The organism is Paenarthrobacter nitroguajacolicus, assembly GCF_007786235.1.
Classification (GTDB): Bacteria; Actinomycetota; Actinomycetes; order Actinomycetales; family Micrococcaceae; genus Arthrobacter; species Arthrobacter nitroguajacolicus_A.
Map to the genome: position 1 here is coordinate 131,250 of NZ_VNFK01000006.1, position 12,315 is coordinate 143,564.

Consider the following 12,315-nt stretch of genomic DNA (forward strand, 5'->3'; position numbering starts at 1 on the left):
TGAATCTCCCACGTCGCTCCTCTGCCTACTTGTCGAAAATGATGTCGGCAGGCAGCTTCACCGGGGCACTCAGGAAGCCAAGGTCGGCAAGATTGTTGTTGGCCCGCTCGATGTCCTCCAAGCGAACCTCCTCCGGCCAGTAGTTCACCGCACCGGACTTGACCACCTCCAACGGAGTCTTGGTGATCTCGGCGCTGAGCTGCTGGGCTTCATCGATGTGGCCGTTGGCGTAAGCGTTCGCCTTGTAGATGGCTGCCTTGAAACCCTCCAGGGCTTTTTCCTTGGACTTGACAGTGTTGGCCCCGGAAACCCAGAGTCCAATGGCTCCCTGTTCGAAGAATTCGACCCCTGGCGAAGCCAACAGCTGGTTGCCCTCGGAGACTCCCTTGGACGTAAAGGGGGCAACCAGGGAGGCCGCGTCAACGCGTCCGGAGTTCAGCGATTGCAGGGCCGACGACGGGTCGAGGACCATCCAGTTCACTTTGGCGGGATCTCCCCCGTCGTCCTTGACCAGTTTGCTGACCGTGACCTCCAGCTGCGCTTTCCGTGCCGGAACACTGACGCTCTTGCCTTCGAGGTCCTTCGGTCGGGTGATGGAGGATGCTTTCTGGACAAGGAGGCCAGTGTCGTCCACGCGGTTGAGGTCGCTGGCTTCTCCTGCCCCGTCCTTGTAACCGTCCGCGGCGGCGACGATCTTGAGCGGCACGTTCTGGCTCAGAGCGTTCAGGAGCGGAATGGAGGGCGTGTAGGTGACGTCGATCTGACCACTTTGGGCAGCTGCAATGCCTGCCGGCGGGTTGGCTATGACAGAGATCTCGACGTTGAGACCCTGCTCCTTGAAGTAGCCCTTGTCAACGGCCAGGCGGATACCGGCATCGGACCCGATGCCGATGGTTCCCACCTTGAGGGTGGTGGTACCGTCCGCGGCTGGGGCGGCAGCCGGGCCCGACCCGCCCCCGCAGGCTGCAAGCGCCATGGACAGGACTGCGGCCACGGCCAAAGGAATAGTGCGTCGCATGTGGTGCTCCTTGAATCATGAATGGTGGAACGGAAAGGGATGGTTCTAGCTGGTGGATTGGTGGACTACGCGGCCGCCGCTCAGGGTGAGGCTGACCCCTGTGTCCAGGAGCTTCTCGATTTCGTCATCGGCGGGCCATGGGTTGTTCAGCAGGCACAGGTCAGCTGCCCTGCCGGGTATCAGTGCGCCCTTGAAGTGCTCGGCGTGGTCCTGCCAGGCGGCGTCAACGGTCATGGCGGCCAACGCCTGAAGGCCCGTGATCCGCTCCGGATCATGGTGCCTGCCCGGTACGGAACGGGTGGCCCGGCGGACGGCAGCCACTACGGTGCGTCGCCAGTCCGCGCTGGTCACGGGAGCGTCGGAGGCCAAGTTGAAACGGACGCCCGCTTCCAAGGCTGAATGCAGGGGTTGGTGGTGGGAGAATCTGTCCTCACCGAGCACTTGGCGCATGATGTCACCTGCTTCTTGGCGGATCAGGGGGTTGGTGCTGTAACCAATGCCTCGGGACGCCATGGTGTTCAGCAGGCTGGAATCGCTGAAGGCTCCGTGGATGACGTAGTGGCGATTCCCGGCCGAGGATGACGTCCCTCCGGATCCGCCGTCCGCTGCGATGATCGCCTCCACGGCCGCGGCGGTGGCAGCATCTCCCGTGGCGTGGACACCGGCCTGCAGACCGGCGTCATTGATGAGCTTCAGGATCTTGTTGAGTTCGGCCACCCGCCCTTCATCAGTGGCTCCTTGGATCACCAGGCTGCCGTGCGTGCACGCCGCGCCGTAGGGCTCGCTCATCCAGGCGGTGCCGCTGCGTGGAATCCCGTCCGCGAAAATCTTCACGCCTGCGATCCTCAACTGCTCCGGATCGATGCCGCGATTCAGGTAGGTTCCTGCCAGCCCACTGCGGAGGCCGGCGTCGATGGCTTGGGCATTGGCTCCACCGGTTCCCGCGAAGAGCATCAGGACGTTGATCCTCAACGTCAGCTCATCCGCAGCGGCGAGGTCGCCCAGCAACTCAAGTGCCGCCGTCGAGCCGGCCCCGTCCATGAGTCCCGCGCTGGCTGGCCCCAGACCAGGGTCGGTGAGGGACGTGATGCCAAGCGAGTGCAGCTGTTCCTGGAGGCTTAGCAGCGCGGGGCGCAGCGTCGCTGCGGGAACCGGCGGCATGGCCCGCGAGACGAGTTCCATGGCTCCGTCCTGGAGCAGGCCGATGGGACTGCCATCTACTGCCCTCACGATCACCCCGCCGTCGACGTCCGGCGTTGCAGCGGTAATCCCCGCTCGGCGGAGCGCTTCCCGGTTGGCAAGGAGTTGATGGCCTGTGCTGTCGAATGCCACCACGGGCGTGCCGGGCGCGCAATCCAGCAGATGCCCCTTCGCCGACCCCAGGACGGCCTCGTCCCAACCATGGGCACGAATCCAGCCGTCCTCCCCCACCTGCGCTGCCGAGACGACGTCGACGACGGCCGCCCAGTCCGGCGCCACTGCCGGGTCCAGGCGCACATACCCAAAGGCGGCCATGGCCGCCGACACGAAGTGCAGATGGGCGTCGTTGATGCCCGGTATGACGGCCCCACCCTCGGCATCGACCACACGCGTGTTCTGCCCGATCCACTGGCTCACTTCTTCTTGGCCAAGCCCCGCGATGCGGCCGTCCTTGACGGCGATGGCGTCTGCCATGCGGTCTGGCTGTGCCGGGTCCATGGTGTGGACCGAGGCATTCACAATCACCAGATCAGCGAAATCTTGCATCGGTTCTCCTCAGGTCACCGCATCAAAATGTGATGCAGACAACGTTCTTCCAAGAAGTATGTCGCTTGACTGGGTCACTTGACTAGGTTTTGACGTAAAATTTCTTCCAGAGGACTTTTCCGCCTTCACGGCACGGCCAAAAGGCCGTCACGGCGGATAGCACCTACGATCGATGAGACCCTTGGTTCGGTGAAGCCGATCACGGGTGGAATGACCATGAGGAAGGTGAACGGATGGCCAGGGTTCCCGCCGAAGAAAGGCGGCTGCAGTTCGTCGAAGCGGCAGCCAGGGTGATCGCACAGGATGGACTCGCCTCGGCTACGACCCGCCGAATCGCCAGTGAAGCCGACGCTCCCCTTGCGGCTTTGCACTACTGCTTCCGCAGCAAGGACGAGCTCCTCGAAGAGGTGTACAACTTCCTCAGCCGGGACTATGCCAAGGCACTCGAACCCGTGGACGACCCGGGCATGGGGTTGCGCCACATGGTGGGTGCCCACGCCCGACGCATCTGGAGCCGTATGCTGGAGAATCCTCACGAGCAGGTCACCACGTTCGAACTCTTGCTCCGGCGCTTCCGTGTGGAAGCCGAAGACCAGCCGCAGGCATTGCTGATGAACCGCTCCATGTACGACGGTTGGGTCAGTTCAACACTGGAATTATTCCGCGGAGCAGCTCAGGCCGCCGGCGAACCCGTCCCCGCGAACCTGGCAGACATCACCCGTTTGTTCATTTCGGGGATCGACGGCATCAGCATGCAACATTTGGCCGACCCCGACGAGGAACGGTCCATGCGATTGGTGGAACTCATGGCCTTGTCCCTCGCCGGAGCGCTTGACTACGCCTGAGGCCGGCGCTTCATCACCAGGGACGTGACAACCCCCAGCAGCAACAGGCCGGCAGCGGCGGCCATGGAAACCACGAACGCCGCACCCGGGCCCTGTGTTTCGGCCAACTGTCCAGCCAAGTAGGAGCCCAAGGCCGTTCCGGCCACGATGCCACTGGCAAGGGCCGTCATCACCGTCGCCATCCGGCCTGCCGGTGCAACAACGCCACCAATGCTGAAGACCGTGACCATCACCGGACCCACCGGAATGCCGAGTACCAGCAACACAAAGATCATCGGCCAAATGCCCGCAGGAAGAAGCAGAAGCAAGGACAAAACCGACATCGCCAGCGCGGCCACAACCCACCGCGAGGCCAAGCTGAAGCGCTGCGGCCAGAAAGCCACAGACAACGCCGCCACCGCCGAGCTGAGGCCCATCACCGCATACAGCAGCCCGGCGATCTCAGCCGTCGCGTACTCAGCGGAGAAAGCGCTCAAGGCGTTCTGCGTGGCACCGAAGAAGGTGCCCATGCACACCATCGCCACCACCGGCACGGCCACTACGGCACCGGCCCATCGGCTGCGACGCGGCGGGGTTGTCTGCGTGACTTGGTCACCGGAAACCACGACGACGGCCGTCGCCTTCCGTGGCGCCGGCACCACGGCTTGCTGACTGGGGTGGACAGCAAACGCGGGGACCAAGGTGATGGTCATGACAGCAGCAAGCGCGAGCGGCAACCACGGTGCCACCATGCTGGCCAACACGCCCACCAAGGCCGGGCCAAGAACAAAGGTGACCTCGTCCGCAGTGCCCTCGTAGGACAGGGCGGTGTCCAGGTCCGCCCGGTTGGCGGCGACGCTCTTGCTGCCGCCAGGGCCGCTCGGAGAAAGGTTACGGGTGGTCAACGCCATCCAGCGCACGCGCGCCATGGGACCAACTTGGGGACAGCTGGCGCCGGCGAGGAAGGCTGCGATGAGGACGCCTGTGGCATCGGCCACTGAACTGTAGCCGGGAGTTACATAGGCCGCGGCCAGGAGTCCGGCAACAGCCAGGGTATTGATGACGGCGGCAACGAGCAGGACGATGCGCTGCCCTGCGCGATCAGCCAACGAGCCAAGGACGGGGGCGCCCAAAGCCGAGCCAATGCCGACCGCTCCGGCAGCCATGCCGCCGATTGCATACGAATGGCTGACCGCAGTCACCAGCGTCAGGGTGCCAACGGTCAACATGGCCAGGGGAAGCCGGGCAAAGAGGCCCAGCGGCAGGAACCCAGGTCCCGCCAGTTCCGGAAGGCGTGCGAAACGGCCTGGCAGGCGTGATGAGCGCGTAGGCGCCGATGACAAAGGCTGGGAGGCCACAGAAGATTTTTCCATTAATCCGGGTTCGCTAAAGAGTGCGCATCGTCCCTCCTCCCGATGCGCGCGACCCGGTGTAACGGGTTAAGTCTATCGGATACCTGTCAGACCGGAACTGCTTCGGCAATCCGCACGCTGGAACCGTGCCGTCCTTTGACCACTTGAAGCTGATTGGTGATGCGTTGCTTCATCTCCGCAACGTGACTGACCAATCCCACTACCCTGCCGCCGTCGCGCAGACCTTCCAAGGCGTCCATCACTTGCTCCAGCGCTTGATCATCCAGGCTGCCGAAGCCTTCATCGACGAACAAGGTCTCGATGTCGACTCCTCCCGCTTCCTGCTGGACAACATCAGCCAGGCCGAGGGCCAGGGCCAACGAGGCCATGAAGGATTCGCCGCCGGACAGGGTGGACGTGTCGCGTCGTTGGCCGGTCCACTCATCCACCACTTCCAGGCCAAGCCCGGACTTCTGGTTCCGTGCCGCCCTGGCGTCGGTGTGTTGCAGCGTATAGCGGCCGTCGCTCATGGCAACGAGCCTTTCCGAGGCTGCGAGGGCCACTTGTTCCAAACGGGCCGCCAGCACATAGGCATTCAGGCTCATCCGGTAGTTGTTGTCCCCGGCACCCCGAACAGTGTCAGCCAGTTCAGCCAGGACACGAGCCCGCTTCCGCGGCTCCCTGCCGGCCTGGGCCAAGGTGTTGTACTCGTCACGGAACCGGACAACAGCCGCCGCCGACTTGCCGGCCAGCGCCGCCGCCAAAGCCGCGGACCTCGCCGTGTCCGCAGCACTGGCCGCGTGAAGCTTCGCCTCCGCGAGTTCAGGCTCGGGCAATGGAAGTTCGCCGATGTGCACTTCCTTGGCTGCCAGAACCAGGTCCTCGCTGGCAAACAGCTCGTCCAGCCGAGCCGTCTCAGTGTCGAAATCAGCCACGTCTTTTTCCAGGCCCACCACATCGGCGGGTGGAAGGAGTTCCCTGCGTGCTTCCTCGGCCGAGCCGAACCCGGAGTCAGGCAAGGCGTTCTCGAGGGAAACGGCGGCGTCGGCCTGGGCCTGCCCTGCCCGCTCGACTTCCCGGTCAGCATCAGCTGCCGATTGGAGGAGCACGCGCTCGGCGGAGAGGGCGTCCAAACGTTCACGCAGGCTCCGGAAATCTTCCCGTAAACCTGCCAGGTCTGCTTCAAGGGCGTCATGCTGCTCCTGCAGGTGAAGGACTGCCGATGACGCCCGGGCAGCTGCGCCGGTGTCCTCTGCGTGTTGCTCCTGCACTTGAGCGAGCCTCTTGGTAATGACCTCCAGCTTGCTCCGAAGCTGGTCCAAGGTCCGGGATGCCTTCTTCGCAGCCGAGGTGGCCGTTTGGGCGGACACCAGACGCGCCTCAGCCTCTGCAGCATCCAGGGTGCCTCCCTGGGCCGCCAGTCCGGCAAGGACTTGGGCTGCCACAGACACTTGCTCAGCAAGGATCCCCAGAGCTTTCTCGCTGGCGTCGAACCGTTCCCTGGCTTCTTCCTCTTCCTGAGCCAAGGACAGGGCTGACCGTACAGCAGCGGCGGGGTGGGGGTGCTCCACGCTCCCGCACACAGCGCACGGCTGACCGCTCTCCAACGCCGCCGCCAACTCCCCCGCCGCGTTGGCCAGGCGGAGCTCGCGGATGTCCAGCCAGTCCTGCCGGTGGTCCTGGGACGTGGCGCGGGCGTGGAGGTGCTTCGCGGAGATCATTTCCAACTCATTGGCTGCCATGGCGTGGCGGGAAACGATGCCCACCAGCTCGGCAGCTGCAGCCGTTTCGCGTTCGAGTTCGGCGAGCCCATCGGCTACCGGTTCCAGGGGTTCGATCAGGCCGCTCACAGCTGACGTTTCTTCGCGCAGCTGTTCCAAGGTGGCCACCGCCTCCTCCGCGGATGCTTCATGGCGTGCCAGTTCGCCACGCTTGGCGGCAAGGCGGGCAGCGATGTCCTCCAGGCGCTGTTCGTCAGGAAGACGTGCCTCAAGAACCGCATACGTGGCTTTGAGGCCTTCAAGGGATGTGGTGGGGGTTGCCGCGTCCAAGCCTGCCGCTTCGAGCCTCCCCCGGATTTCCTCAACCTGGGCAACGGCCTCGCGGTACTTGCGTACGGAGGAGTCGACGGCGTCAAGCTGGCCGCTCAGGACAGAAGCCCGGCGATGCCTCCCCAGCTTGTCTTTGTTTTCGAGTGCCCGCGGCGCGGCCAGTTCAAGGAGGACGCGCCTCTGCATTGCGGCTCCGAGCCGACCATGCCGCAAGGATTTTTCCTGGGCTTGTTGCAGCTGTTCAGCAAGGCGCGAGGACAGGGACTCTGCGTGGCTTGCCTCGTCTTTCCTCCGCATCCATTCAGCGTTCACCATGGCTTCCATCTGGGCCAGCCATGACTCAGGCTCCTCGGCGGCAGTGGTTCCAGCACCCGTATTTCCAGCAGTAGTGCCACCGGCTTCCGACTCGGCACCGTCGAGCCCCAGCTGCTCGCATTCTGCAGCAACCCGGTCAAGCAACATCTTCAGTTCCGTCGCGTTCTCCTGCACGGCACGGGCGGCTTCCGCAGCCTGACGCGCGATCTGGCGCTCGACGGCTTCGAAGCGTTGCGTGCCGAAGAGCTTCTGCAGGAGTTCCAGGCGATCGTTGGCCTTGGATCGAAGGAACGCAGCAAAGTCACCCTGGGGAAGCATCACCACGCGGGTGAACTGCTCCCTGTCCATTCCCAAGACGTCCGAGAGTTCCGCGCCAACCTCGTCATTCCTTGAGGATTTCTCCTCCCAGCTCCCAGCGTTCCATTCCCGAAGGAGGGTCTTGGCTTGCTGGGTGGTGAACCCCTTCCGGCCCCGCGCACTCGGGCGTTCCCAGGCAGGCGACCGCGTCACTTCGAAACGTCGGCCGCGAGCCGAGAATTCACAAACGACGCGTGGTTCGGCCGAGGGTGCGGCGTGATCGCTGCGAAGCCGCTTTCCTTCCTGGCGTGCGCCTGGCACGGCTCCATATAAGGCAAAGCAGATGGCATCAAGGATGCTGGTCTTACCTGCTCCCGTGGCGCCGTTGAGGAGGAAGAGTCCCTGCGCCCCCAAGTGATCGAAGTCGATGTGCTGGGCAGAGGCGAACGGGCCGAAAGCTTCGATTTCCAGGCGATGGATTCTCACAGTTCCGCCTCCTCCAAGCGAACGGCTTCGAGAGCTTCCCGAAGCGCGGCCTCTTCGGCGTCCCCGGCGCTACGGTCCCGGACATGCTCCAGAAAGCCGCAGCAGACTTCAAGATCGTCCCGGGCCTCGGCGAGGCGATCACTGTAGCTCGTCGTGGTCCGGGTCCCGGCACCTTCAGGATCGAAGGCAAGGACCAGGGTGTCCGGGAAGCGTACCCTCAGTTGTTCCATGGCTTGGTTGGGCCGCTGTGCATCAGTAAGCGTGACCTGGCAGTAGGCCTCTTCCGCCCAGGCGTACTGGTCGGATCCCAGGAGGTCGTCCAGCGTGCCGCGCAGCACGGCGAGGTTTTTGGGCGCTTCCCACACCACTTCCCGGACGTCGATCTCGCCGGCTGTACTGATGTCCACCAGCCAAGCGCCCTTGAGGTGCTTGGCTTCGGAAAAGGAATAGGCCAGCGGCGAGCCTGAGTAACGGACGTTGGCGGCCAATTGCTGACGGCCGTGAAGGTGGCCCAACGCCGTATAAGTGAAGCCGTCAAAGAGATCCAGGGGCACGGCACCGAGCCCTCCGATACTGAGGTCCCGCTCGCTCTCCGACGTGATGCCTCCGCTGGCAAAGGTGTGTGCCAGGACCACCGGATGAACCGGCCCGGCTTCGCGGCGGTGCTCAACATCGCGCCTGATCCGCTCCACGGCTTCCTGCGTGACATCGAAGTGGCTTGCGTTGTCCACGCCCAGCCGCTCTGCCACCAGCCTGGGCTCCAGATACGGAACGCCATAGATGGCCACGTTGCCTTGCTTCTCCCCTTCCACTCCAAAGGGAAAAACCACTGGCACGTCCAGATCCTCCACGCGCGTGCGCAAGTGCACTCCCCCGCGCTCCAGCAGGCGGGAAGCGAAACCCAACCTGATGGCGGAATCGTGGTTACCGCTGGTAAGCACCACGCCCGCGCCGGCCTGGGTAAGGCGCACGAGGGCATCGTCCAGCAGTTTGACGACGTCCAAGCCCGGCAGGGCACGATCGTAAACGTCGCCCGCAATCAGGACGACGTCCACCGAGTTGGCTTCGACGAACGCCACCAACTGGTCCACAAAGTTGCGTTGGGCTTCGAGCATGCCAACGCCGTGGAATGATCGGCCCAGATGCCAATCGGATGTGTGGAGTAACCGCATAATTCCAAGCTAACCGGGGTCACCGACAATAAAGCGCAGACAAGCCGCCCGGCGTCGATCCTGGCCGGCTGCTAGCCCTTCTTGCCGTCGAAAAAGTCGCGTGCGTCATCTTTGGCGGGCGCAGCCGGAGCAGGCAACACGGCCTCGGCTTTTGGCGATGCGTCCTTGGCGTCAATGTCCTCCGGCAGGTCATCGGCGTCATCGAAAGCATCGTTGACGCCATCGCTGCTGCCCGGAAGGTCGCCTGTTTCGGAGTCGTTGGTGGAGGAAAGGCCACGGAATCCCCGGAAAGCGAGTCCGGCAAGTGCGGCACCCATCAACGGGGCCACCCAGAAGAGCCACAATCCATCCAACGCCCATGACGGGCTGAAGAAGGCCTGGGCGGTTGCGCGCGCGGGGTTGAAGGGAAGGTTACCCAGGACCTGTCCGAACTGGAGCAACACGGCAACTGACAGTCCTACTGCGAAAGGAGCCAAGGCCGGAATGGCTCGGCGACCCGCCGTCGCACCCAGGAACACGGCAACGAGCAGGGCTGAACCCACCACCTCGACCAGGAGGACGCCTGCCAATTGCGTCTGGGCCGCTGCATGCTCGCCGTACCCCGGCGCCACGGACCCAAAGGCCGCCCGCGCGTCCGTGAGGACAGGTACGGTCAGCACCACAAAGTAGACCAAGGCCGCGGCCACCACACTGCCGATAACCTGCGCCGCGATGTAGGCCAGGGCAGCGACGGCCCGAATACGGCCCGCGATCAGGTTGCCCAAGGTGATCACCGGGTTGAAGTGCCCTCCGGAGACGTAGCCGAAGGCCAGCATGGCCACTGTCACCGTCAGGCCCGTTGCCAAGGCTGCCGGCAGTGGCGCACCCGAGGGGTTGGAGAAGATGGCCACACCCACAGCTACCACCACAACGAACATCGATCCCAGCGCTTCAGCCGACAACCGTGCAATGAGCCCCGGTTGTGGATCGGAAGTGGCCTGCACAGGTGTGGTCATGTCGAATGAGTCCTAACGGTTGGTTGAAGCCGGCGGCACAGCGCGCTGCACTTTGTTGAGCTCTGGGGTGAGCTCTCGGGATGAGCTCTGGGGTGAGCTCTGCGGATGCCCGGCTTGGGCGCCCGGGCCCCTGAGCATTTTGGCAGCCGAGTCTGGACGGTTGCTGAATCCCGCCTCCGAGCTTAGCCGCCCAGGGCGATGGCCGCGATGGCGGAGGCGCCCAAACCCATCACCGCGAGGGTGCTGACCAGGACCAGCCGCGCGGAAGCCGCCGCATTTGCGGCGTGGAGCTGCCGTGAGCGAACCCACACTGCGGAGGCAAGGACAACAGTGGCGGCTGCGGCCATCAAGGCACAGATCCCTTGGTAGTCGAGCCCCGGAAGGCCGGCAATGATGTTTCCCGTCGATGGCTCTGATGTGAGCCAGCTCCGCCAGATGAACAAGTCCACCACCACCAGCGAGATCAGCGTCCGGCGCCAAGCCAATGTGGTGCGCTCGGGCTGCAGGCCGGGATCACGGACGTCCATGCTCATCGGGGCACTCGACTCAACGGGCCACCAGGATCAGCACGGCAAAGGCGAAGGCCGCGATGGCCACCACGATGGTCATGAACAGCATCACCCTTGAGAACGGCAATGCTTGGTCGTTGCGCATCGCGGCTTCCATCTGCCCCCAGCGGCGATAGGACAGTGCGGCCAGGCCGGCGCCGACGAGTGCCAGCAGGACGCACAGGACCAGCCTGACGGGTGTGGGAGCGATATTGGGAGCCAGCTGGTCCACAGCAACTGCGCCGGCGAGCAAGGCCAGGGATGTGCGGATCCACGCTAGGAAGGTACGCTCGTTCGCCAGCGAAAACCTGTAGTCAGGAGTCTTGCCTGTCCGTCGCCAAGCAGGTTCACGCACGTTGTCTCTCCAAGGGTTTGGTCAGTGGCGGGCAGCTTCCCCACCATACCAGCGGCCGCTGACGGGCACGGTAAGTTACTGGCATGAGTGTTGAAGCTTCCTCCCCCGTTGCCCCGTCCTTCGAGTCCCGCGTCCGGGGCTCCCTGTTGGGCGGAGCGTTGGGCGATTCCCTGGGCTACGCCGTGGAGTTCGACTCCATCGCGGCGATTCGCGCACACTACGGTTCCGCCGGACTGACGTCCTTTGGACAGCTCGACGGCGAAAGCCACTTCTCGGACGACACGCAAATGACGCTGTACACGGTTGATGGCCTCGTGGAAGCCCTCGAGTGGGCCAACGACGGCGTCGCCGCGGACGAGATCGCCTGCCTGTGGCTGGCGTACCTGCGTTGGCTGGGCACCCAGGACGTCGCCGTTTCCGCGTCTGCCCCCGTGCCGCAACCGCGGTGGATCGATGGCCAGGCCGTCCTTCGGCATCGCCGTGCTCCAGGGAACGCCTGCCTCAGCGGCCTCGCGACTGGAGAAATGGGGACGGTGGCCCGGCCCGTCAATCCCGATTCGAAAGGCTGCGGCACGGTGATGCGCTCAGCACCGTTTGGGCTCATCCCCCATATCTCGCGGGAAGCTGTCTACAAACTCAGCTCCGACGCCGCCTCCTTGACCCACGGACACCCGTCGGCACGACTCAGCGCAGCGGCTTTCAGCCTGCTGATCCACAATCTCGTTGCCGGCAGCGATATCCGCAGTGCCGCGACGGATGCCTTGGCCTATGTGAACAACGTCCCCACGAAAGCGGCTGAGCTTGCGGAGCGGTTGGAAGCCGCACTGCAGCTGTCGGCGCAGCCCACCATGCTGGGTCCCGAAGAAATGACCGCAGCGCTCGGCGAGGGTTGGGTCGCCGAGGAGGCACTCGCCGTCGGGCTTTATGCCGTCCTGTCCACCAGCGCCACTGAACCGACGGAGCACTTCCGCCGCGCCATTGCCGTGGCCATCAACCACAGCGGCGACAGTGATTCCACGGGATCCATAGCAGGCAATATCCTGGGGGCTTACTACGGCGAGGAGTGCCTGCCGGCTGACTGGCTTGAAGCCTTGGAAGCACCCGAGGTTATTCGCGGCATGGCGGACAGCTTGCTTGCCGTAACCACCGGCTGATG

Annotated in this window: 10 protein-coding genes; 2 read left to right on the forward strand and 8 right to left on the reverse strand. The window is 64.2% G+C overall.

Annotated elements, in window-relative coordinates:
- Positions 1-25 precede the first annotated feature (25 nt).
- Positions 26-1,018 carry an ABC transporter substrate-binding protein gene (locus FQP90_RS09880; protein WP_144649715.1) on the reverse strand — a complete coding sequence of 331 codons (993 nt, stop codon included), beginning with the start codon at positions 1,016-1,018 and terminating at the stop codon, positions 26-28.
- A 45-nt stretch (positions 1,019-1,063) separates the two neighbouring features.
- Positions 1,064-2,764: an amidohydrolase gene (locus tag FQP90_RS09885; protein ID WP_144649717.1), complete on the reverse strand. Its 1,701-nt coding sequence runs from the start codon at positions 2,762-2,764 to the stop codon at positions 1,064-1,066.
- Between the two features lie 233 nt (positions 2,765-2,997).
- Between FQP90_RS09885 and FQP90_RS09890 the strand changes: the two genes are divergently transcribed.
- On the forward strand, positions 2,998-3,609 hold the full coding sequence (locus FQP90_RS09890) for a TetR/AcrR family transcriptional regulator (protein WP_144649720.1): 612 nt from the start codon (positions 2,998-3,000) through the stop codon (positions 3,607-3,609).
- On the opposite strand, the gene FQP90_RS09895 is transcribed toward FQP90_RS09890, so the two are convergent.
- The 6 genes from FQP90_RS09895 to FQP90_RS09920 all read right to left on the reverse strand — a co-directional run bounded on the left by FQP90_RS09895 (position 3,600) and on the right by FQP90_RS09920 (position 11,159).
- Entirely contained in the window at positions 3,600-4,961 is a 1,362-nt protein-coding gene (locus FQP90_RS09895) for an MFS transporter (protein ID WP_144649722.1), read from the reverse strand. The genes FQP90_RS09890 and FQP90_RS09895 overlap by 10 nt on opposite strands.
- An 86-nt stretch (positions 4,962-5,047) precedes the next feature.
- On the reverse strand, positions 5,048-8,089 hold the full coding sequence (locus tag FQP90_RS09900; protein WP_144649724.1) for an AAA family ATPase: 3,042 nt from the start codon (positions 8,087-8,089) through the stop codon (positions 5,048-5,050).
- On the reverse strand, positions 8,086-9,261 hold the full coding sequence (locus FQP90_RS09905) for an exonuclease SbcCD subunit D (protein ID WP_144649726.1): 1,176 nt from the start codon (positions 9,259-9,261) through the stop codon (positions 8,086-8,088). Before FQP90_RS09905 ends, FQP90_RS09900 begins: the two co-directional genes overlap by 4 nt.
- A 71-nt stretch (positions 9,262-9,332) precedes the next feature.
- Positions 9,333-10,256, reverse strand: a complete 924-nt coding sequence (locus FQP90_RS09910) for an MIP/aquaporin family protein (protein ID WP_144649728.1) — start codon at positions 10,254-10,256, stop codon at positions 9,333-9,335.
- Positions 10,257-10,438: 182 nt separating this feature from the next.
- Positions 10,439-10,789, reverse strand: coding sequence for a DUF202 domain-containing protein (locus FQP90_RS09915; protein ID WP_244296644.1), 351 nt, complete (start codon positions 10,787-10,789; stop codon positions 10,439-10,441).
- Between the two features lie 13 nt (positions 10,790-10,802).
- On the reverse strand, positions 10,803-11,159 hold the full coding sequence (locus FQP90_RS09920; RefSeq protein WP_144649729.1) for a YidH family protein: 357 nt from the start codon (positions 11,157-11,159) through the stop codon (positions 10,803-10,805).
- 83 nt (positions 11,160-11,242) lie between these two features.
- Between FQP90_RS09920 and FQP90_RS09925 the strand changes: the two genes are divergently transcribed.
- Complete coding sequence (locus FQP90_RS09925) at positions 11,243-12,313, forward strand: ADP-ribosylglycohydrolase family protein (protein WP_144649730.1); 1,071 nt, start codon at positions 11,243-11,245, stop codon at positions 12,311-12,313.
- Positions 12,314-12,315 lie beyond the last annotated feature (2 nt).